The sequence below is a fragment of the Pedococcus badiiscoriae genome, assembly GCF_013408925.1.
GTDB classification, from domain to species: Bacteria; Actinomycetota; Actinomycetes; order Actinomycetales; family Dermatophilaceae; genus Pedococcus; species Pedococcus badiiscoriae.
Genome location: NZ_JACCAB010000001.1, coordinates 2,699,431 through 2,720,057 on the forward strand (window position 1 = coordinate 2,699,431; position 20,627 = coordinate 2,720,057).

The 20,627-nt window shown below is 70.6% G+C and carries 19 protein-coding genes and 1 riboswitch; of the genes, 12 read left to right on the forward strand and 7 right to left on the reverse strand.

Annotated elements, in window-relative coordinates; genetic code table 11:
- Position 1: 1 nt before the first annotated feature.
- Complete coding sequence (lpdA, locus tag BJ986_RS12725; RefSeq protein ID WP_179422310.1) at positions 2-1,396, forward strand: dihydrolipoyl dehydrogenase; 1,395 nt, start codon at positions 2-4, stop codon at positions 1,394-1,396.
- A 9-nt stretch (positions 1,397-1,405) separates the two neighbouring features.
- Complete coding sequence (locus BJ986_RS12730) at positions 1,406-1,984, forward strand: GNAT family N-acetyltransferase (RefSeq protein WP_179422311.1); 579 nt, start codon at positions 1,406-1,408, stop codon at positions 1,982-1,984.
- Here BJ986_RS12730 and BJ986_RS12735 read toward each other — a convergent pair.
- Positions 1,965-2,315: a TfoX/Sxy family protein gene (locus tag BJ986_RS12735; protein WP_179422312.1), complete on the reverse strand. Its 351-nt coding sequence runs from the start codon at positions 2,313-2,315 to the stop codon at positions 1,965-1,967. The two genes, BJ986_RS12730 and BJ986_RS12735, sit on opposite strands and share 20 nt — an antisense overlap.
- Before the next feature lie 187 nt (positions 2,316-2,502).
- Here BJ986_RS12735 and rpsO point away from each other — a divergent pair, with 187 nt between their 5' ends.
- From rpsO to BJ986_RS12760, 5 genes are all read left to right on the forward strand, one after another.
- The gene (gene rpsO / locus BJ986_RS12740) at positions 2,503-2,772 is read left to right on the forward strand and encodes a 30S ribosomal protein S15 (RefSeq protein WP_056923573.1); all 270 of its coding nucleotides are present in this window, start codon (positions 2,503-2,505) and stop codon (positions 2,770-2,772) included.
- Between the two features lie 209 nt (positions 2,773-2,981).
- Positions 2,982-5,363, forward strand: coding sequence for a polyribonucleotide nucleotidyltransferase (locus tag BJ986_RS12745; RefSeq protein ID WP_179422313.1), 2,382 nt, complete (start codon positions 2,982-2,984; stop codon positions 5,361-5,363).
- A 91-nt stretch (positions 5,364-5,454) separates the two neighbouring features.
- The gene (locus tag BJ986_RS12750) at positions 5,455-6,675 is read left to right on the forward strand and encodes an NAD(P)/FAD-dependent oxidoreductase (protein ID WP_179422314.1); all 1,221 of its coding nucleotides are present in this window, start codon (positions 5,455-5,457) and stop codon (positions 6,673-6,675) included.
- Between the two features lie 25 nt (positions 6,676-6,700).
- The gene (gene dapB, locus BJ986_RS12755; protein ID WP_179422315.1) at positions 6,701-7,453 is read left to right on the forward strand and encodes a 4-hydroxy-tetrahydrodipicolinate reductase; all 753 of its coding nucleotides are present in this window, start codon (positions 6,701-6,703) and stop codon (positions 7,451-7,453) included.
- Positions 7,454-7,801, forward strand: coding sequence for a hypothetical protein (locus BJ986_RS12760; protein ID WP_179422316.1), 348 nt, complete (start codon positions 7,454-7,456; stop codon positions 7,799-7,801). It begins immediately after the preceding gene.
- Positions 7,802-7,811: 10 nt separating this feature from the next.
- Here BJ986_RS12760 and BJ986_RS12765 read toward each other — a convergent pair whose 3' ends face one another.
- The 5 genes from BJ986_RS12765 to BJ986_RS12785 all read right to left on the reverse strand — a co-directional run bounded on the left by BJ986_RS12765 (position 7,812) and on the right by BJ986_RS12785 (position 10,851).
- A complete protein-coding gene (locus BJ986_RS12765; protein ID WP_179422317.1) occupies positions 7,812-8,126 on the reverse strand; it encodes an AzlD domain-containing protein in 315 nt (104 codons plus the stop codon).
- Positions 8,123-8,884 carry an AzlC family ABC transporter permease gene (locus tag BJ986_RS12770; RefSeq protein ID WP_179422318.1) on the reverse strand — a complete coding sequence of 254 codons (762 nt, stop codon included), beginning with the start codon at positions 8,882-8,884 and terminating at the stop codon, positions 8,123-8,125. Before BJ986_RS12770 ends, BJ986_RS12765 begins: the two co-directional genes overlap by 4 nt.
- A complete protein-coding gene (locus BJ986_RS12775; RefSeq protein WP_238338096.1) occupies positions 8,881-9,477 on the reverse strand; it encodes a GNAT family N-acetyltransferase in 597 nt (198 codons plus the stop codon). Before BJ986_RS12775 ends, BJ986_RS12770 begins: the two co-directional genes overlap by 4 nt.
- 34 nt (positions 9,478-9,511) lie before the next feature.
- Positions 9,512-9,979, reverse strand: coding sequence for a dihydrofolate reductase (locus BJ986_RS12780; protein WP_179422320.1), 468 nt, complete (start codon positions 9,977-9,979; stop codon positions 9,512-9,514).
- Between the two features lie 62 nt (positions 9,980-10,041).
- The gene (locus tag BJ986_RS12785) at positions 10,042-10,851 is read right to left on the reverse strand and encodes a thymidylate synthase (RefSeq protein ID WP_179422321.1); all 810 of its coding nucleotides are present in this window, start codon (positions 10,849-10,851) and stop codon (positions 10,042-10,044) included.
- Between the two features lie 135 nt (positions 10,852-10,986).
- Between BJ986_RS12785 and dapA the strand changes: the two genes are divergently transcribed.
- Both dapA and BJ986_RS12795 read left to right on the forward strand, forming a co-directional pair.
- A complete protein-coding gene (gene dapA / locus BJ986_RS12790; protein WP_179422322.1) occupies positions 10,987-11,877 on the forward strand; it encodes a 4-hydroxy-tetrahydrodipicolinate synthase in 891 nt (296 codons plus the stop codon).
- Positions 11,874-13,559, forward strand: a complete 1,686-nt coding sequence (locus BJ986_RS12795) for an RNase J family beta-CASP ribonuclease (RefSeq protein WP_179422323.1) — start codon at positions 11,874-11,876, stop codon at positions 13,557-13,559. Before dapA ends, BJ986_RS12795 begins: the two co-directional genes overlap by 4 nt.
- 303 nt (positions 13,560-13,862) lie before the next feature.
- Here BJ986_RS12795 and BJ986_RS12800 read toward each other — a convergent pair whose 3' ends face one another.
- Positions 13,863-15,275, reverse strand: coding sequence for an aminotransferase class V-fold PLP-dependent enzyme (locus BJ986_RS12800; RefSeq protein WP_179422324.1), 1,413 nt, complete (start codon positions 15,273-15,275; stop codon positions 13,863-13,865).
- Between the two features lie 42 nt (positions 15,276-15,317).
- Positions 15,318-15,430, reverse strand: a riboswitch (SAM riboswitch).
- Positions 15,431-15,798: 368 nt separating this feature from the next.
- On the opposite strand from BJ986_RS12800, the gene BJ986_RS12805 reads away from it, so the two are divergent.
- From BJ986_RS12805 to BJ986_RS12815, 3 genes are all read left to right on the forward strand, one after another.
- Positions 15,799-18,516, forward strand: coding sequence for an FtsK/SpoIIIE family DNA translocase (locus BJ986_RS12805; RefSeq protein ID WP_179422325.1), 2,718 nt, complete (start codon positions 15,799-15,801; stop codon positions 18,514-18,516).
- 183 nt (positions 18,517-18,699) lie between these two features.
- On the forward strand, positions 18,700-19,875 hold the full coding sequence (locus BJ986_RS12810; protein WP_337795262.1) for a multidrug effflux MFS transporter: 1,176 nt from the start codon (positions 18,700-18,702) through the stop codon (positions 19,873-19,875).
- 63 nt (positions 19,876-19,938) lie between these two features.
- Entirely contained in the window at positions 19,939-20,604 is a 666-nt protein-coding gene (locus BJ986_RS12815) for an FMN-binding negative transcriptional regulator (RefSeq protein ID WP_179422327.1), read from the forward strand.
- Positions 20,605-20,627 lie beyond the last annotated feature (23 nt).

Here is a 20,627-nt window from a genome sequence, read left to right on the forward strand (position 1 = left end):
CATGGCTGACTTCGATGTCGTAGTTCTCGGTGCTGGTCCTGGCGGGTACGTCGCGGCGATCCGCGCGTCCCAGCTCGGTCTCAAGGCGGCGGTGGTCGAGTCCAAGTACTGGGGCGGCGTCTGCCTCAACGTCGGGTGCATCCCCTCGAAGGCGTTGCTGCGCAACGCCGAGCTGTCGCACATCCTTCAGCACGAGAAGGAGAAGTTCGGGATCGAGGGCGACGCGACGATGTCGTTCGGCCCGACGCACGCGCGCTCGCGGTCGGTGTCGGCGGGCATCGTCAAGGGCGTGCACTTCCTGATGAAGAAGAACAAGATCACCGAGATCGACGGCTGGGGCACGCTGACCAGCCCGACGTCGATGGACGTGGCCCTGAACTCCGGTGAGAAGCAGACGGTCACCTTCGACAAGCTCATCATCGCCACGGGCGCGACCACCCGGCTGATCCCGGGCACTTCGCTGTCCGACCGGGTCGTGACCTACGAGGAGCAGATCCTCACCGACCAGCTGCCCGGCTCGATCGTCATCGCCGGCTCCGGCGCGATCGGCGTCGAGTTCGCCTACGTCCTGAAGAACTTCGGTGTCGACGTGACCATCGTGGAGTTCCTCGACCGGATGGTGCCCACCGAGGACGCCGAGGTGTCCAAGGAGCTGCTCAAGCACTACAAGAAGCTCGGCATCACCGTCCTGTTGTCCACGAAGGTCGAGTCGATCGACGACAGTGGCGAGAAGGTCCGCGTGACCGTGTCGCCCGCGGCGGGAGGCGACTCGACGGTCATCGAGACCGACAAGGTCCTCCAGGCGATCGGGTTCGCCCCGCGGCTCGAGGGCTACGGCCTCGAGGCACTCGGGGTGGCCACCGAGCGCGGCGCGATCGTCATCGACGACCACTGCCGCACCAACGTCGACAACGTCTACGCGATCGGCGACGTGACGGGCAAGCTCATGCTGGCCCACACGGCCGAGGCCCAGGGCGTCGTCGCCGCCGAGACCATGGCGGGTGCCGAGACCATGCCGGTCGAGTACGACTTCATCCCGCGGGCGACCTACTGCCAGCCGCAGATCGCGTCGTTCGGCTACACGGAGGCGCAGGCACAGGAGAAGGGCTTCGACGTCAAGGTCGCCAAGTTCCCGTTCTCCGCCAACGGCAAGGCGATGGGGCTCGGCGACGCCGTCGGTTTCGTCAAGGTGGTCGCTGACGCGACGCACAACGAGATCATCGGCGCCCACCTCATCGGCCCCGACGTCACCGAGCTGCTCCCCGCGCTGACCCTCGCCCAGAAGTGGGACCTCACCGCCGACGAGGTGGCGCGCAACGTCTTCGCGCACCCGACGCTGTCCGAGGCGGTCAAGGAAGCCGTCGAGGGCATCGCCGGTCACATGATCAACCTCTGAGCTGCCGGTATGCCGCGTGTCAGCCTGCCGATCACGACCCCTCGGCTCACCCTGCGCAGCTTCCGCCCGGGGGACGAGGAGGACGTCTTCGCCTACCGGTCGGTGCCGTCCGTCGTGCGGTACATCCCCGGCGAGCCCAAGACCCGCGAGGACGTGGCGGACCTCGTGGCCGAGCGGGCCACGGCCGGGCGGGTCGACGAGAGGTCCCCGATCCTGACCCTGGCGGTCGAGCTCGACGGGCGCGTCATCGGTGACGTGCTCATCCACCTGGCCGGTCTGGGTGGCGCCGACGGGCGGCAGGCCGAGATCGGCTGGGTCTTCGCCCCGGACCTGGCGGGGCAGGGCTACGCCACGGAGGCGGCTCGCGCCCTCTTGGAGGCGGCCTTCGGCTCACTCGGAGTGCACCGCGTGTGGGCCCAGCTCGAACCGGAGAACACCCCCTCGTCGCGGATCTGTGAGCGGCTGGGCATGCGTCGCGAGGCGCTGTTCGAGAAGGCCTCGTGGTTCAAGGAGCAGTGGACCGACCTGGCGATCTATGCCCTGCTGGCGGACGAGTGGTCGGCCGGGACTACTTCTTCGGCTTCTTGACCTTCGGCGGCAACGTGGCGATGTGGTCGCGTGCCCGGTCCGTCCAGGTGGACAGCTCCTCGTCGGACAGGTCGGACGGCAGCGAGAGCCACCCGCTCATCGGGCGCTCCTGGGGTCCGAACGAACCGCTGCCCGGCATCCCCGCGAGCTCGGCCATCCCGGCCTCGTCGAGCTTGACGCCCACGGCGTCGCCGAACAGCCCGGCATACATGTTGCCGTTGACGAACGCGCCGAGGCTGCCGAACATCGGCTTGACCTCGACACCTGGTGCTTCGCTGATCAGACCCCGGAAGTGCGCCTTGGCCTCGTCACTGTGCTTGGGCATCTGCATGTCGCCATCCAACCATCGCTTCGCGCCCTGCTGTCCCCTGGCTGGCTCCGTGCGCGGGCGATTAGGGCTGCGGAGCACGCCGCTGGTAACCTTGGTGACGCCGTAGACCGGCCGCGGATCCAGAGAGCCCAGGTGAACCAGCCCTGGTGCACCGCGCAACGATCACACGAAGGAGCAGTGCCGACCCATGCCGTTGAGCGCAGACGTCAAGCAGAAGATCATGTCCGAGTACGCCACGCACGAGGGCGACACCGGTTCCCCCGAGGTCCAGGTCGCGATGCTGACGCAGCGCATCCTCGACCTCACCGAGCACTCGCGCCAGCACAAGCACGACCACCACAGCCGCCGCGGCCTGCTCCTCCTGGTCGGCCAGCGTCGCCGGCTGCTGCGCTACCTCGAGAGCGTCGACGTCGAGCGTTACCGCTCGCTGATCAAGCGCCTCGGTCTGCGCCGCTAAGCATTCGACAGGGACGGTCCTCCATGAGGGCCGTCCCTCTCGCATGGGGCCGGCATCGATGCCGGCCCGCATGACTGCGTTCCGACTCAGGGACGCAGGCAGGACAGCATGTGAACGACAGCATGTGAACGACAGAAACCCGTGCACAACGACGATGCACAAGGTTCAGCTGAGAGACATGACTCTCAACAGAAGAGAAGGAGGGCCCAATGGAGGGTCCAGAGATCCACTTCGCCGAAGCGACCATCGACAATGGTTCGTTCGGCACCCGCACGGTCCGGTTCGAGACCGGACGCCTGGCCAAGCAGGCCGGCGGCGCCGTTGCCGCCTACCTGGATGAGGACACGATGCTCCTCTCCACCACCACCGCCGGGAAGTCCCCGCGCGAAGGTTTCGACTTCTTCCCCCTGACGGTCGACGTCGAGGAGCGGATGTATGCCGCGGGCAAGATCCCCGGCTCGTTCTTCCGCCGCGAGGGTCGCCCGTCGACCGACGCGATCCTCACCTGCCGCCTGATCGACCGCCCGCTGCGCCCGACCTTCACCAAGGGCCTGCGCAACGAGGTCCAGGTCGTCATCACGGTGCTCGCGCTCAACCCCGACCACCAGTACGACGTGCTCGCCATCAACGCGGCCAGCGCCTCCACGCAGATCTCGGGTCTGCCGTTCTCCGGTCCGATCGGTGGCGTCCGCGTCTCGCTGATCGACGGCCAGTGGGTCGCGTTCCCGAACTTCTCCGACATCGAGCGCTCGACCTTCGACATGGTCGTCGCCGGCCGCATCGCGGGCGATGACGTCGCGATCATGATGGTCGAGGCGGAGTCCACCGAGTCCACCTGGAACCTCGTCAAGAACGAGGGCAAGCAGGCCCCGACCGAAGAGGTCGTCGCCGAGGGCCTCGAGGCCTCCAAGAAGTTCATCAGGGTCCTGTGCGAGGCCCAGGCCGAGCTGGCCAGCAAGGCCGCCAAGCCGGTCCAGGAGTTCCCGATCTTCCTCGACTACGAGGACGACGCGTATGCCGCCGTCGAGGCCGCGACCTCCGACGACCTGGCGCAGGCGCTCACCATCGCCGGCAAGCAGGAGCGCGAGGACCGCATCGACGAGCTGAAGGACTCCATGAAGGAGAAGCTCGCCGCTGAGTTCGAGGGACGCGAGAAGGAGCTGTCCGCGGCCTACCGGTCCGTGCAGAAGAAGCTGATCCGTCAGCGCATCCTGCGCGACAAGGTCCGCATCGACGGCCGTGGCCTCGCCGACATCCGCGCCCTGAGCGCGGAGGTCGAGGTGCTGCCGCGCGTGCACGGTTCGGCCATCTTCGAGCGCGGCGAGACCCAGATCATGGGTGTCACCACGCTGAACATGCTCCGCATGGAGCAGCAGCTCGACACGTTGTCGCCGGTGACGCGCAAGCGCTACATGCACAACTACAACTTCCCGCCCTACTCCACCGGTGAGACCGGTCGGGTGGGTTCGCCGAAGCGTCGCGAGATCGGTCACGGAGCGCTCGCCGAGCGTGCGCTCATGCCGGTGCTGCCGACCCGCGAGGAGTTCCCCTACGCGATCCGCCAGGTGTCCGAGGCTCTCGGCTCCAACGGCTCGACGTCGATGGGCTCGGTCTGCGCCTCCACCCTCGCGCTGCTCAACGCCGGTGTGCCGCTGCGCGCCCCGGTCGCCGGCATCGCCATGGGCCTGGTGTCCGACGAGGTCGACGGCCAGACGCAGTACGCCGCGCTGACCGACATCCTCGGTGCCGAGGACGCCTTCGGTGACATGGACTTCAAGGTCGCCGGCACGCGCGAGTTCGTCACGGCCATCCAGCTCGACACCAAGCTCGACGGCATCCCCGCCTCGGTGCTGGCCGGCGCGCTGACCCAGGCCCGCGACGCTCGCCTGCACATCCTCGACGTCATGAACGAGGCCATCGACGCGCCCGACGAGATGAGCCCCTTCGCTCCCCGCGTCATCTCGGTGCAGGTCCCGATCGACAAGATCGGCGAGGTCATCGGGCCGAAGGGCAAGATGATCAACCAGATCCAGGACGAGACCGGCGCCCAGATCTCGATCGAGGACGACGGCACGATCTACATCGGTGCGACCGACGGCCCCTCGGCCGAGGCTGCCCGGGCGCAGATCAACGCCATCGCGAACCCGCAGATGCCGGAGATCGGCGAGCGCTTCCTGGGCACCGTGGTGAAGACCACGACGTTCGGTGCGTTCATCTCCCTGCTGCCGGGCAAGGACGGCCTGCTGCACATCTCCGAGGTGCGCAAGCTCGTCGGTGGCAAGCGGATCGACGCCGTCGAGGACGTCCTGGCCGTGGGCCAGAAGGTCCAGGTCGAGCTCAAGGAGATCGACCCGCGCGGCAAGCTCTCGCTGGCGGCCGTGCTGGCCGAGGGCGAGGGCGGCGACGCCGAGGCAGATGACGAGGCTCCCTCCTCCGACGCTGCGTCGGACGGCGCTGCCGAGGCCGATGCCCCCCGCGCCGACCACGAGGACCGCGAGGACCGTGGCGAGCGTCGTGAGGGTGGACGCAGCCGCAACCGCCGTCGTGGCGGCCGTGGCGGCGACGACCGTCCCGAGGGCTCTGAAGCCTGACCCGCGGTCTCTGCTGAACACAGCGGGCCGGTCCACCTCACGGTGGGCCGGCCCGCTTGCGTCGGGGCGGCGCACCCCGAAGGCTGTCCCCATGACAGCTGAGCGGACCTTCGTCGTGATCGGTGGCGGGCTGGCTGGCGCCAAGACCGCCGAGGCCCTGCGCGAGCGGGGCTTCGAGGGGCGCATCGTGCTCTTCGCAGGGGAGCCCCACCTGCCGTACGAGCGACCGCCGCTGTCCAAGGACTACCTCAAGACCGGTGAGAAGCTCGAGGACGTCTTCGTCCACGACGAGGACTGGTATGCCGCCCACGACGTCGAGCTGCGCACGGGCACCCGGGTGAGCGGGATCGACCGTGACGCCCACGAGGTCGTGACCGACACCGGTGAGCGCACGGCATACGACCGCGTGGTCCTGGCGACCGGGAGCACTCCGCGACGGCTCACGATCCCCGGCGCCGACCTCGACGGCGTGTTCTCGCTGCGGACCATCGAGGACAGCCAGGCGATCCGTGCCGTGCTCGTCCCCGGGCGGCGGATCGTCTTCATCGGGGGAGGGTGGATCGGGCTGGAGGTGGCCGCTGCCGCGCGCGAGGCGGGGGCCGAGGTCACCGTGCTCGAGGCACTCGACCTTCCCCTGGTGCGGGTGCTCGGGCCGACGGTCGCCCAGGTGTTCGCAGACCTGCACCGCGCACACGGCGTCGAGCTGCGCACGGGGGTCACGGTCGAGGCCGTGGAGGGCGACTCCGCCGTGACCGGGGTGCGGCTGGCGGACGGGGTGGTCGTGCCGGCGGACGCCGTCGTCGTCGGCATCGGCGCGGCGCCCGCCGTCGAGCTCGCCGAGGCGGCCGGGCTCGACGTCGACAACGGCATCACGGCCGACGCGACGGGGCGCACGAGCGACCCTGACGTCTTCGCGGTGGGGGACGTCGCCAACGTCGAGCACCCGTTCCTCCAGCAGCGCATCCGCGTCGAGCACTGGGCCAACGCCCTCAACCAGCCGTCCCTGGTCGCCGCCGCGATGCTCGACCAGGAGGGGCCCGAGCCGGAGCTTCCCTACTTCTACACCGACCAGTACGACCTCGGGATGGAGTACCACGGCCTGGGGAGCCCCGACGACGAGGTCGTCGTGCGCGGCGACCTCGCGGCGCGGGAGTTCGTGGCGTTCTGGCTGCGGGACGGCCGGGTCACCGCCGGGATGAACGTCAACGTGTGGGACGTCGGGGATGCCCTCAAGTCACTGATCCGGTCCAGGTCGGTGGTGCCGCCGGACCAGCTGGCCGACCCCGACGTGGCCCTCGAGGATCTGCCCTGACACGTCGCTCGCTACGCTGGCGATCGTGAGTGACACGATCAAGGTGGCCGTCATCGGCGCCGCCGGCCGGATGGGTTCGCAGGTATGCCGGGCGGTCGCCGAGGCCCCCGACCTCGAGCTCGTCGCGACGTTCGACCAGGGCGACGACCTCGCAGACCTCGGCGGGGCTGACGTCGTCGTGGAGTTCTCGGTGCCGGACGCCTCACCGGCCAACGTGGCGCACTGCGTGGACCGTGGTGTCCACGTGGTCGTCGGCACGACCGGGTGGGACGACCGGCGCCTGGCCGCTGTGCGCGACCAGCTCGCCGAGCGCCCCACGGTCGGCGTCCTGATCGCCCCCAACTTCGCGATCGGCGCCATCCTCATGATGCGGTTCGCCCAGCAGGCGGCGCGGTTCTACGAGTCGGCCGAGGTCATCGAGCTGCACCACCCCGCCAAGGTGGACGCCCCCTCGGGCACGGCGGCCCGCACCGCCGGCCTCATCGCCGCTGCCCGCGCGGAGGCCGGTCTCGGTGCGGTCCCGGACGCCACCACCCAGGACCCCGAGGGGACCCGCGGTGGCCGCCTCGACGGCATACCGGTGCACTCGGTCCGGCTGCGGGGGTTGGTCGCCCACCAGGAAGTGCTGCTCGGGGGAGAGGGCGAGATGCTCACCCTGCGCCACGACTCGTTCGACCGGACCTCCTTCATGCCCGGGGTCCTCGCCGGGGTGCGCGGCGTCGCCGCGCACCCGGGACTGACGGTCGGTCTCGAGCACTACCTCGGCCTGGACGACTGAGTGCGCGAGAAGGTCACCGCGGTCGTCCTGCTCGCGGTGCTGGGGTTCTACTCCGTGACGATCGGCTGGCGCGGGGTGGAGCTGGTCCGGGACGGTCGGCCCGTGGCCGTGCTGTTCGGCGTCGCCGTCATCCTCATCCCCGTGGTGGCGCTGCTGGCGATGGTCCCCCTCGTCCGGCTGGCCCGCGACGGCGCGCGGATGATGGCCCAGGCCCGCGCCACCGGGGCCGACGGCGCCTGGGCCGACGAGCTCGCGCAGGCGGAGGCCTGCCGGCTCGCCCAGGACCGCAAGGGCGAGCAGGCCCACTACCGTGCCGCAGTCCGCGCGTGGCGGGCCGGAATGCCCTGAGGCCATGCCGTCAGGGGAAGCCGAGCAGCCGCAACCCTGCCGCGACGAGGGCGGCCAGCACCACCACGACGATGAACGGTGCACGGAGCAGCAGCGCCACCAGGGCGACGCCGACTGCGCCGGCCCGCGAGTCGAGGGTGACCGTGCCGTGGGCCGAGGTCAGGGTCTGGACGCCGACGAGGGCGGCCAGCAGGGCGATCGGCAGGGCCGAGGTGATCCTGGTGGTCCTCTCGCCGTCGAGCCACGAGGCCGGCACCACATAGCCGAGGAACTTGAGCACGAAGGCCAGCGCGCTGGCGATGAGCAGGGCGGTCCAGGTGCTCATGTCACGGTCTCCGGTCCAGCGGTGCCCGTGGTCCCCGGCGCGTCGTGTGGCCACTGGTGCGGCGGCGCTGGGTCGTGGTGGGCGCGTCGCCACACGCCCGCGAGCAGCGCGGTGCAGGCAGCCACGAGGACGGGGACGCCGGCCGGGGCGTGCGGGGCGACGAGCACGGCGATGACCGCGGCGAGTGCCGCGATGGCCACCGCGTCCTTCGACTTCAGACGGGGCCACAGGAGGGCGCAGAAGGCGGCGGCCGCCGCAGCGTCGAGCCCGTAGCGACGCGGGTCGCCCATGGCGTCCCCCACGATGGCCCCGACCAGAGTCGCCACGTTCCACAGGATGAAGACCCCCAGGCCAGTGGTCCAGAACCCGAGGCGTGCCGCGGCTGCCTCGGGTTGTGCGACCCCCACGGCTGTCGACTCGTCGATGGTGAGCTGGGCCGCGAAGACCTTGCGGAGCCCGCGCACGTCGAGCATCCGCGCGACCTGCAGGCCGTACAGGCCGTTGCGCACTCCGAGCAGGGTGGACGTGGCGATGGCGGCCGGGCCCCCGGAGGCCCCGGCGGCCATGATCCCGACGAAGGCGAACTGCGAGCCGCCCGAGAACAACAGGAGCGACAGTGCCTGCGTCTGCAGGATGGACAGGCCGGAGGCGACCGAGAGGGCGCCGAAGCTGATCCCGTAGGTCCCGGTCGCCACGGCGACCGACAGGGCCTGCCGGATGACGCGGGCCCGACGCTCCGGGGAGAGGGCCGTGCTCACCCGGCCGGGGGTTCCGGGGTGATGTCCGCGACCAGCCGCACCTCGCGCGCAGTGTCGCCCTCGGGGGAGATCACCCGGTCGCGGAAGGCGCCGTCGGGGTGCAGGCCCGCGTCGAGGAGGAAGGCCCGCGTCCCCTCGTCGTCGGCCAGCACCCAGGTGTGCAGCCTGTCCGCACCCGCGCCGCGCAGGGTGTCGACCGCCGCGTTGAGCAGGCGCGACCCGTGCCCCACCCGACGCGCCTGGGGGTGGACGCCGAGGGCGGACAGGTCGCCGGTGCCCGGCGACGCGTCAGGGTCCTGGCTCGGACCGATGGCGGCGAACCCGACGACCTGGTCTCCAGCGCAAGCCACCAACAGCCGGTACACCCCCTGCGGAGGCGCGGCCAGGGACCGGCGCCACACGGCCGTGAAGGCTTGTGGCTCAAAGGTTTCCAGCACGTCCGGCGGCAGCACGGCGGCATACGCCTCGCGCCACACGGTGGCCTGGACGAGCCCCACGGCAGGGGCGTCGGACTCGCGCGCCACCCGCACGCTGGCGTCGGCGAGTGGCCCTGGGGTGGCCGGGTGGCCGACGTGGTCGTGCTGGTGAACCATGCCCTGCATCCTGCCATCGGTCCTGCGGACCGCGTCAGGCGCGCTCGTAGGTGACCCAGCTGAAGCCGTCGCGCGGCTCGCGTCCGGTCTCGTGCCAGTTTGCCGGGTCGATGGCCGGGAAGCGCACGTCACCCTCGGGTGACTGGTCGACCTCGGTGATCAGCAACCGGTGCGCCCACGGCATCGCCTCGGCGTAGACCTGGCCGCCCCCGCAGACGAACACCTCGGCTGCCGGACCGGCGAGCGACAGTGCCTCGCTGAGCGAGTGAGAGGTCTCGACGTCGGGGTGGCTCCAGTCGGGCTGGCGCGTCACGACGATGGTCCGGCGGCCCGGCAGCACCCGGCCGATCGAGTCGAAGGTCTTGCGTCCCATGACCATCGGGTGACCCATCGTGGTCCGCTTGAAGAACGCGAAGTCCTCGGGCAGGTGCCACGGCATGTCGTTGTCCGCCCCGATGACGCCGTTGCGCCCGACGGCGGCAATGAGCGTCACATTGGTCATGTGCTCAGGGTAGCGACCGTGCCAAGACGGCGGTCGGGAGCAGTCGGCCGAAGGCGCGCGGCTCAGACCGCGATCGGAGCCTTGATCGACGGGTGGGCCTGGTAGCCGACCAGCTCGAAGTCGCCGAGGTCGAACTGGTCGATGTCCTTGCCGGAGGCGATCTTCATCTGCGGCAGGGGGAGCGGCTCGCGGGTCAGCTGGAGCCTGGCCTGCTCGAAGTGGTTCGAGTAGAGGTGCGCGTCGCCGAGGGTGTGCACGAAGTCGCCGGGCTCGAGGTCGCAGACCTGCGCGACCATCATCGTCAGCAGGGCGTAGGAGGCGATGTTGAACGGGACTCCCAGGAAGATGTCCGCGGACCGCTGGTAGAGCTGGCAGGACAGCCTGGCCCGGCGTCCGTCCACGGCCGGGGACACGTAGAACTGGAACATCGTGTGGCACGGCGGCAGCGCCATCGAGTCGACGTCGGCGACGTTCCACGCCGAGACGATGTGCCGTCGGCTGTCGGGGTTGGTGCGGATCGACTCGATGACCTTGGCGATCTGGTCGACGTGTCCGCCGTCCGGGGTCGGCCAGGACCGCCACTGGTAGCCGTAGACCGGTCCGAGGTCGCCGTGCTCGTCGGCCCACTCGTCCCAGATGGTGATGCCGCGCTCCTGGAGCCACCGCACGTTGGAGTCGCCGCGCAGGAACCACAGCAGCTCGCCGATGATCGACTTGAGGTGGAGCTTCTTGGTCGTGAGCACCGGGAAGCCCTCGGAGAGGTCGAACCGCATCTGGTACCCGAACACCGAGCGGGTGCCGGTGCCCGTGCGGTCGGACTTGTCCGTGCCGGTCGTCATGACGTGGTCGAGGAGGTCGAGATACTGCTGCACGGACGCAGCGTAACCCCGGCCGGGGACACCGGGGGTGAGGTCGTTGGCGCCACGCGTCGGCGCCTTCCCGCCAAATCAGCGACCACGGGGTGTGCAGGACGCGAGCGGTGCACCCCGGGGCGATAACCTGCCGGTATGAGTGCGACGTCTCCGTTCGGCCGGGTGGTCACAGCCATGGTCACCCCGATGCGTCCCGACGGCACCGTGGACCTGGACGCCGCCCAGCGACTGGCCACCCACCTGGTCGACCACGGCCACGACGGCCTGGTCGTCAGCGGCACGACGGGGGAGTCACCCACCACGACCGACGCCGAGAAGGTCGACCTGCTCAAGGCCGTCCTCGAGGCGGTCGGTGACCGGGCCGCGATCACGGCGGGGGCGGGCAGCAACGACACCGCCCACTCGGTCGAGCTCGCCAGGGCCATGACGAAGGCGGGGGCCCACGCGCTCCTGGTCGTGGCCCCGTACTACAACAAGCCTCCCCAGGAGGGGATCGCCCGCCACATCGAGGCGGTCGCCGACGCCAGCGAGCTGCCCGTCATGGTCTACGACATCCCGGGCCGCACCGGGGTGCCCATCCACACCGAGACCCACCTGCGGCTGGCCCGCCACCCGCGCATCCGGGCGGTGAAGGACGCCAAGGGCGACCTGTTCGCCGCGACCGAGGTGATGCGGCAGACAGACCTGCTGTGGTTCAGCGGCGACGACGCCCTCAACCTCGCCCACCTGACCAACGGCGCCATCGGCGTCGTGTCCGTCGTCGGGCACGTCGCCGGCGACCTCTGGGCCGAGATGCTCGCGTCCGTCGACAAGGGCGACCTGGCCCGGGCGCAGGAGCTCAACCGGCAGGCGGTCCCGGCCGTCAACGCCGTCATGAACATCACGCAGGGAGCCATCATGGCCAAGGCCGCCCTGGTCGAGCTCGGGGTCATCGACTCCGCGACCGTGCGCCTGCCCCTCGTCGAAGCCACCCCCGACCAGGTCGTGCAGCTGCGCGCCGGTCTCACCGAGTCAGGACTTTTGTGAGTCATCCCCACCCCGAGCTCAACCTCCCCCGGCCGCTGGCGAAGAACGGCGTCCGCATCATCGCCCTCGGCGGCCTCGGCGAGGTCGGCCGAAACATGGCCGTCATCGAGCACGCCGGCCAGCTGCTGGTCATCGACTGTGGCGTGCTCTTCCCCGAGGACCACCACCCCGGCGTCGACCTGATCCTGCCGGACTTCGAGTACCTCGAGGGCCGCCTCGACGACATCCAGGCGATCGTCCTCACGCACGGCCACGAGGACCACATCGGGGCGGTGCCCTACCTGCTCAGGCTGAAGCGCGACATACCCATCGTGGGGTCGATGCTGACGCTGGCGCTCATCGAGGCCAAGCTCAAGGAGCACCGCATCACCCCCTACACCCTGGGGGTGAAGGAGGGGATGCGCGAGAAGCTCGGCGTCTTCGACTGCGAGTTCGTCGCGGTCAACCACTCGATCCCCGACGCGCTCGCCGTCTTCGTGCGCACGCCCGGCGGGACGATCCTGCACACCGGTGACTTCAAGATGGACCAGCTGCCGCTGGACAACCGGCTCACCGACCTGCGCGCCTTCGCCCGGCTGGGGGAGGAGGGCGTGGACCTGTTCATGACGGACTCGACCAACGCCGAGGTCCCCGGGTTCACGACCCCGGAGCGGGAGATCGCGCCGGCGATCGACAAGGTGTTCCGCGACGCCCAGCGGCGGATCATCGTCGCCTGCTTCTCCTCGCACGTGCACCGGGTCCAGCAGGTGCTCAACGCCGCCGAGACGGCCGGCCGCAAGGTCGCCATGGTGGGCCGCTCGATGGTGCGCAACATGGGCATCGCGGCCGAGCTGGGATACCTCCACGTGCCGGACGGTGTCCTGGTCGACGTCAAGAAGCTCGACAACTACCCCGACGACCAGGTCGTGCTCATCTGCACCGGTTCCCAGGGTGAGCCGATGGCGGCCCTGTCCCGGATGGCCAACCGCGACCACCGCATCGATGTGGGCGTGGGCGACACGGTGCTGATGGCGTCGTCGCTGATCCCCGGCAACGAGAACGCCGTCTACCGGGTCATCAACGGGCTCATGCGCCTGGGCGCCAACGTCGTCCACAAGGGCAACGCCAAGGTGCACGTCTCCGGTCACGCCAGCGCCGGCGAGCTGCTCTACTGCTACAACATCGTCAAGCCCCGCAACGTCATGCCGGTGCACGGCGAGTGGCGCCACCTGGTCGCCAACGCCGAGCTCGCGGTGCAGACGGGTATCCCGCGTGAGCAGGTCGTCCTGGCCGAGGACGGCGTGGTGGTCGACCTCGTCGACGGTGTCGCCCGGATCGTCGGCGCGGTGCCGTGTGGCTACGTCTACGTGGACGGCTCCTCGGTGGGCGAGTTCGACGAGGCGCTGCTCAAGGACCGCCGGATCCTGCGCGACGAGGGGTTCATCTCGGTCATCGTGGTGATCGACTCCGCCACCGGCAAGATCGCCGCCGGCCCGGAGATCCAGGCCCGCGGCTTCGCCGAGGACGACGAGATCTTCAGCCAGGTGCGGCCCAAGATCGAGCAGGCGCTCGCGGAGGCCACGGGCAACGGCGTCACCGACTCCCACCAGCTCGAGCAGGTCATGCGCCGGGCGATCGGCGGCTGGGTCGGCGGCAAGATCCGCCGCCGCCCGATGATCATCCCGGTCGTCATCCAGGCCTGACGGCTGGGCTGACGGCTGGGCTGACGGCTGGGCTGGGCCCTCGACGAGGAGCGGCTGGCAGAAAAAATGCGTACTGCGTCATCTTTGCCACTCGTGGCAGAATGCGGCGGCGCGCAGAATTACTGCCATGGCTACTTTCATCGCACTGGCTCTGCTGATCGCCCTCCCGATCGCCGCGTGGTACTTCGGCGCCGACTCGCGGCCCACCGACGGCCGTCACAACTGGGCACACTGATCGACTCCTGTTGATCGCCTGGGCCCACGAGCGGGCGGGCGACCAAGGGTGAGCGGGGCCGGAGCCTGCTACCAGGGTCGGGGCGGCAGGACGTCCCGGGGGTCGTCCGCCACGACCCAGCCTTCGGCGGTCAGCTGGTAGTCGTGGGCCGGGCCGTGCGCCGCGAGCTCGGCCACGGCCGCGAGCAGCCGCTCGACGTGAGCAGCCGTGGTGGCCAGCCCCACGCTGGCACGGACCGCGGTCGCCGGGCCCTCGGCATACGGGTCGGTCTCGAGCAGCGCGTCGACGCACAGGTGCGCGCAGAACTTGCCATCCCGCACCCCGATGCCGTGCTCTGCCGACAGCGCGGCGGACACCAGTGAGGAGTCGACGCCGTCCACCGTGAAGGTCGCCACGGCCACCCGCTCGTGCTCGGGGCCGAAGAGGGAGTAGGTCTGCACGCCGTCGATGGCCGCCAGGCCCTCCAGCAGGCGCCGGCCCAAGGTCCGCTCGTGCTCCTCGACGGCGGCCTCATGGGCTCGCAGGGTGTGACAGGCGGCCGCCAGGGCGATGGCACCGATGACGTTGGGGCTGCCGCCCTCGTGGCGTGCGGCGCCCTCCTGCCACACCACGCCGCGGTCGGTCACGGCCTTGGTGGCGCCTCCGCCGGCGAGGTAGGGCGTCGCCGCGTCGAGCCAGTCGGCCCGACCGGCCAGGACGCCCGTGCCGAACGGTGCGTAGAGCTTGTGCCCGGACAGCACGACGTAGTCGACCCCGAGGTCGTCGAGGTCGACCCGGCGGTGCGGGGCGTACTGGGCGCCGTCCAGGACCACCCGCGCGCCCGCCTGGCGCGCGATCGCCGCAAGCTCGCGGACCGGCCAGATCTCGCCGGTGACGTTGGAGGCGCCGGCGAGGACGACCAGGCGATGACGACCGCGGTGATCGCGCAGCGCCGTGCGCAGGAGGGTACGCGCGTCGCTGACGCTGCCCGGGACGGGGAGCCGGTGGGTCCGGCGCGCGGGCCAGGGGAGCAGCGCCGCGTGGTGCTCGGACTCGAAGACGAAGACCTGCGTGTCGCGGGGCAGGCAGCGCGCCAGGAGGTTGAACGAGTCGGTGCTGTTGCGGGTGAAGACGACCTCGTCGCCCTCCCGGGCCCCGACGAAGGACCGCACCTCGGCGCGCGCCTGCTCGTACCAGGCCGAGGTCACCCGCGACGCCCAGCCGTTACCCCGGTGCACCGACGAGTAGGTGCGCAGGGCATTGTCGACGGCCTTCTTCACACTCATCAGGGCCGGCGTCGAGGCGGCGTGGTCGAAGTTGGCGTAGTCCACGGCGCCGTCGACGGTCGGCACCAGCAGCGACTCGGACACGACGGCCGGCAGCGGGCCGACCTCGACCAGCGAACCGGCATCCGGGACGGGCCGCAGGTGGCTCTGGACGCGGGCGTGCGCGAGCGGCGCACTGCGACGGAAGGCGGGAGGCGGGGTGCTCGCGATCGACATGGGTACAGCTCCTGGTCCGGGTGGGACCCGAGAGAGCTCACGAGTCCGCGCTTGCCGGCTGCGGGTGCAGACGGCCCGGTCGTCACCCGGAGCACCCCACCGCGGAGGAGGGTTGCTGGTCAGCAAGCCGGGGCTTCGCGCTGACACTCATGACCTGTCGTCGAGGGTAGCGTCCCCCGCGCGGACGGATCCAGAACGTGGGCGCGGGTTCCCGCGATCTGAGATGGGGCGGCCGGGGAGGGCTGCGGGTGGCACCGCGCCTCGTGCCTCGCGTGACGTGTTCCCCGCTCGCGCCTGTGCCGACGACCGGCTCGGTCGTCGGCACAAGCCCCGCCAGACGCAGGGCCCAGCCTTCCACCAGCGGTGCGTCGTCGGTAAGGGCTGTCCGGCCTTCGTGCCCGATCGGAGGTCGCACGTCGGCCGTTCGGTCGAGGCCGAATCCGGCGCGTCGCCGGCACATTGGTCCCTGGTGCAACGCGTGTGACGCGTGTGTCCGGTGTGACCTTCGCGTAGCCTGCGGAGCATGGCGACACGTCCGTCCACCTCGACACGCTCCTCCGCGGGCCGTGGCACAGCAACACGCCCCGCCAACCGCAAGAGCAGCGGCCCCCGCAAGTCGCCTGCCCGCGGCAAGACCAGTGGTGGCGGCCTGCCGTTTCCCCTGCGCGCCGTCAGGGGCACCTGGATGGGCATGGCGCACGTCGCCGGCGGAGCGGTGCGCAAGGTCGGCAGCAGCGCCCGCGAGCTCGAGCCCGAGCACCGCCGTGACGGCCTGGGATTCACCCTCATCGGCCTGTCGATCGTCGTGGCCGCCCGCGAGTGGTGGGCCTTCAACGGTGCGATCGGCGACGTCATCCACGCGGTCGTGGCCGGCACGTTCGGGCGCGTGGCCTATGCCGTGCCGCTCGCCCTGCTCTTCCTCGGCATCCGCTTCCTGCGCGCACCGCAGGACGACTCGGCCAACTCACGCATCGGCGTGGGCCTGGGAGCGCTCGCCTTCGCCGCGTGCGGCCTGGCCCACGTGGCCGCAGGCATCCCGTCACCGCCGCACGGCGCTGACGGGATGCGCAACGGCGGCGGCATCATCGGGTTCCTGGCCTCCAGCCCGCTGGCGGCCGCGGTCTCGGTCTACGGCACCGTGCCGATCCTGTTGATGCTCGGCTTCTTCGGCGTCCTGGTGATGTCCGCGACGCCGGTGCACATGGTGCCGACCCGGCTGGCCGAGCTGCGCGACCACCTCCTGCACCGAGGGGCCGCAGACTCAGGCCCCGATGCGCCGACCGACGTGGTCGAGGACAAGCCGAAGCGTCGTCGCCGCGTGATCGACCCGGAGGGTCCCCTCGAGGGGGACGAGGCGTTCGAGCAGGCCGCGCTGGTGGCCCCGGACGGTCGCAGGTTCCGGCCGGGTGAGAAGCGCCCGACCTCGCCCGGGGTGCTGGCCCCGTCGGCACCGGCCGACCCGACGTCTCCGATGCGGACCCCCGCCGTCGAGGTCAAGGCAGCCCTGGAGGCGCCACCGACGACGCCGCTGCCCCAGCGCGTCGAGCAGCTGGCGCTGGCCGGCGACATCACCTACACGTTGCCCGACAACGCGATCCTCGAACCCGGCTCGCCGCACAAGACGCGCAGCGCCGCCAACGACCGGGTGGTCGAGTCGCTCACCCAGGTGCTCGAGCAGTTCGACATCGACGCCCAGGTGACGGGCTTCAGCCGCGGCCCGACGGTCACCCGCTACGAGGTCGAGCTCGGCCGCGGCACCAAGGTCGAGCGCGTCACCGCGCTCTCCAAGAACATCGCGTATGCCGTGGCGTCCGCGGACGTCCGCATCCTGTCGCCGATCCCGGGCAAGTCCGCGATCGGCATCGAGATCCCCAACGCCGACCGCGAGAAGGTCAGCCTCGGTGACGTCCTGCGCAGCCAGGCGGCGCGCGGCAACGAGCACCCGATGGTGATGGGGGTCGGCAAGGACGTCGAGGGCGGCTACGTCATCGCCAACCTCGCCAAGATGCCCCACCTGCTCGTCGCCGGCGCCACCGGCGCCGGCAAGTCCAGCTTCGTCAACTCGATGATCACCTCGATCCTCATGCGCGCGACGCCGGACGAGGTGCGCATGGTCCTGGTGGACCCCAAGCGGGTGGAGCTCACGGCATACGAGGGGATCCCACACCTCATCACCCCGATCATCACGAACCCCAAGAAGGCCGCGGAGGCGCTCGCCTGGGTGGTCCGCGAGATGGACACCCGCTACGACGACCTGGCCCAGTTCGGGTTCAAGCACATCGACGACTTCAACAAGGCCGTCAAGGCGGGCAAGGTCAAGCCGCTGCCGGGGTCGGAGCGGACCATCCACCCCTACCCGTACCTGCTGGTCATCGTCGACGAGCTCGCCGACCTGATGATGGTCGCGCCGCGAGACGTCGAGGAGTCGATCGTCCGGATCACCCAGCTCGCACGGGCCGCCGGCATCCACCTGGTGCTGGCCACGCAGCGTCCCTCGGTCGACGTCGTCACCGGTCTGATCAAGGCCAACGTCCCCTCGCGGATGGCCTTCGCGACGTCCTCGCTGGCCGACAGCCGGGTCGTGCTCGACCAGCCCGGTGCCGAGAAGCTGATCGGACAGGGCGACGCGCTGTTCCTGCCGATGGGCTCGTCCAAGACGATGCGCGTCCAGGGCGCCTGGGTCACCGAGTCCGAGATCCAGCAGGTCGTCAAGCACGTGACCGGCCAGCTCAAGCCCAGCTACCGCGAGGACGTGACCGTGGTCGCGGCCAAGAAGCAGGTGGACGACGACATCGGCGACGACCTCGAGCTGCTGCTGCAGGCGACCGAGCTCGTCGTGACGACCCAGTTCGGCTCGACCTCGATGCTGCAGCGCAAGCTGCGGGTCGGGTTCGCCAAGGCCGGGCGCCTCATGGACCTGCTCGAGTCCCGCGGCGTGGTCGGCCCCTCGGAGGGCTCCAAGGCGCGTGACGTGCTCATCAAGCTCGACGACCTGCCGATGACGCTGGCCCTCATGCGCGGGGACGAGGTCCCCGACCCGGAGCCGGTCTTCGACGGCGAGGCGCTGTCCTCGTCACCGGGGGTGACCCACGACTCCGTCGACCGCACCGACGAGGTCCGGACGGGGTATGCCGCGGCGCCGGACCCGCGGTACGCCGACGACCCGGTCGCCAGGAGCCTGGCCGGTCGGGAGGAGGTCGAGGAGTCCCTCGACGCCTGGGAGCTCACCGGGCGCGACTGAGCCTGCTGGACACGGGCGAAGCGCACACACTGCGAGACGTGGGGCACGGGGTGGAATGGATCCCGTGCCCCTCGTCGTTGCGCAGAGGTGACTGCCGCCCCTGAGACCCTCACTGACGCCACCCCGACTCGAACCTCCGCTCCGACTCTCACTCCGACTGCCGCTCCGACGGGCCGCTCCTACGTGCGCTTCGTCCTGGTGCTCGGCGCGCTCATCGCCATCGGGCCGCTGACCATCGACACCTACCTGCCGGCGCTGCCCTCCATCACGCGCGACCTCGCAGCGTCGGAGTCGGCGGTGCAGGGCACGTTGACAGGCATCCTGCTCGGCATGGGGCTCGGGCAGCTCTTGGTCGGCCCCCTCGCCGATGCCGTCGGTCGCCGTCGGCCGCTGATCGCGGGTCTGGCACTGCACATCGCGGCATCGGTGTTCTGCGCGTTCGCGCCGTCCATCGAGCTGCTGACCGTCGGACGGGCGGTCCAGGGGCTGGGCAACGCCGCCGTCGCGGTGGTCTCGATGGCGATGGTGCGCGACCTGTTCGCGGGTTCCGCGGCGGCGACGATGCTCTCCCGGCTGATGCTCGTCATGGGGCTCGCCCCCGTGCTGGCGCCAACCCTGGGCGGTTTCATCCTCAGGCTCACGTCGTGGCGCGGGGTCTTCGGAATCCTCGCCGTGGCCGGGGTGCTGCTGGTGACGCTGGCCAGCCTCGCCCTGCGGGAGACCCTGCCGCCCGAGCGCCGCCGGCCGATGGCCCTCCGCCCGGTGCTCAGCACCTACGGCATGCTCCTGCGCGACCGGACCTTCGTCGGGCTGGTCCTGATCAGTGGCCTCATGTTCGCGACGCTGTTCTCCTACATCGGCGGTTCCTCGTTCGTGCTCCAGAACATCTACGGCCTGAGCGTGACCCAGTTCGGGCTGGCCTTCGGCCTCAACTCGCTCGGGTTCCTCACCGGGTCGCAGGTGAACCCCTTCCTGCTCAAGCGGTTCCAGCCGCGCCAGCTGGTCCGGGCGGGCGTGACGATCGGTGCGGTTGCAGCGCTGCTCCTGCTGGCGTCGGCGGTCACCGGAGTCGGGGGCCTGCCCATGGTCCTCGGCCCGCTGTGGTTCCTGTTGTTCTCGTGCGGCCTCACGCTGCCCAACACTCCGGCCCTCGCCCTGACGCGTCACGGGGAGGCGGCCGGGACCGCCGCCGCACTGCTCGGCGCCTCGCAGTTCGTGATCGGTGGCGCGGCAGCCCCGCTCATCGGGATGATGGGATCGGGCTCGGCCGTCCCCATGGCGCTGGTCATGTCGGTCACCGCCTCGCTGGCGGCGCTCGTGGCCGCCCGTACCCTGCGCGTGAGCGTCGTCACGACCTGAGGCGGCGCCGCGCGCCCTCCCCGGGTGTGTCGCTGTGTGTCGCTCACTGCAAAGGACTCTGAGATGCTGATCCACCCCTGGGACGCCGCGTTGGACGCGGCGGAGTGGCGCGACTGGCTGGCCGGGACGGACCGTTTCGGTGTCTTGGCCGTCAACAACGTGGACCCCGCGTCAGCGCCCTTGGTGCTGCCCACCCACTTCACCATCGGCGAGGGCGAGCTCCTGCTGCACCTGGCCCGGCCCAACCCGGTCTGGCCGCACCTCGAGGCAGCGACGCAGGTGCGTCTGGCCGTCGTCGGGGACTACGCCTTCATCCCCGGCCACTGGCGTGCCAAGGCTGGCGGGCCTGACGAAGACGGGGTGCCGACCAGCTACTACGCCTCGGTGCAGTTCGTCTGTCGCCCCATCGTCGTCGACGACCCTGCCGGCAAGGTGAGCATCCTCGAGAGCCAGCTCGCCGATCTCCAGCCTGAGGGTGGACACGCCCCCGTGGCCGTCGACGCGCCGCCCTACGGACGCCTGCTGCCCGGCATCCGCGGCGTCCGTCTGCAGATCCTCGCTGTCGACGCGAAGTTCAAGTACGACGACGCCAACCCCGTCGACCACCGGGCTCGTGTCAGTGACCAGCTCGACCACCGCGACCACGCCCTCGACCGCGGCGCTGCCAGTCAGCAGCGTCGACGCCTGGGTCGGGTCGGGGACTGGAAGTCGCACCGGACCACACCCTGAGGACCCGTACCGCTGCCGTCGCG

What these genes read in the sequence shown, in the direction of transcription:
- lpdA (WP_179422310.1), top strand. Translation starts at nt 2, where the DNA reads ATGGCTGACTTCGATGTCGTAGTTCTCGGTGCTGGTCCTGGCGGGTAC.
- BJ986_RS12730 (WP_179422311.1), top strand. Translation starts at nt 1,406, where the DNA reads ATGCCGCGTGTCAGCCTGCCGATCACGACCCCTCGGCTCACCCTGCGC.
- BJ986_RS12735 (WP_179422312.1), bottom strand. Translation starts at nt 2,315, where the DNA reads ATGCAGATGCCCAAGCACAGTGACGAGGCCAAGGCGCACTTCCGGGGT.
- rpsO (WP_056923573.1), top strand. Translation starts at nt 2,503, where the DNA reads ATGCCGTTGAGCGCAGACGTCAAGCAGAAGATCATGTCCGAGTACGCC.
- BJ986_RS12745 (WP_179422313.1), top strand. Translation starts at nt 2,982, where the DNA reads ATGGAGGGTCCAGAGATCCACTTCGCCGAAGCGACCATCGACAATGGT.
- BJ986_RS12750 (WP_179422314.1), top strand. Translation starts at nt 5,455, where the DNA reads ATGACAGCTGAGCGGACCTTCGTCGTGATCGGTGGCGGGCTGGCTGGC.
- BJ986_RS12765 (WP_179422317.1), bottom strand. Translation starts at nt 8,126, where the DNA reads ATGAGCACCTGGACCGCCCTGCTCATCGCCAGCGCGCTGGCCTTCGTG.
- BJ986_RS12775 (WP_238338096.1), bottom strand. Translation starts at nt 9,477, where the DNA reads ATGGTTCACCAGCACGACCACGTCGGCCACCCGGCCACCCCAGGGCCA.
- BJ986_RS12780 (WP_179422320.1), bottom strand. Translation starts at nt 9,979, where the DNA reads ATGACCAATGTGACGCTCATTGCCGCCGTCGGGCGCAACGGCGTCATC.
- dapA (WP_179422322.1), top strand. Translation starts at nt 10,987, where the DNA reads ATGAGTGCGACGTCTCCGTTCGGCCGGGTGGTCACAGCCATGGTCACC.
- BJ986_RS12800 (WP_179422324.1), bottom strand. Translation starts at nt 15,275, where the DNA reads ATGTCGATCGCGAGCACCCCGCCTCCCGCCTTCCGTCGCAGTGCGCCG.
- BJ986_RS12805 (WP_179422325.1), top strand. Translation starts at nt 15,799, where the DNA reads ATGGCGACACGTCCGTCCACCTCGACACGCTCCTCCGCGGGCCGTGGC.
- BJ986_RS12815 (WP_179422327.1), top strand. Translation starts at nt 19,939, where the DNA reads ATGCTGATCCACCCCTGGGACGCCGCGTTGGACGCGGCGGAGTGGCGC.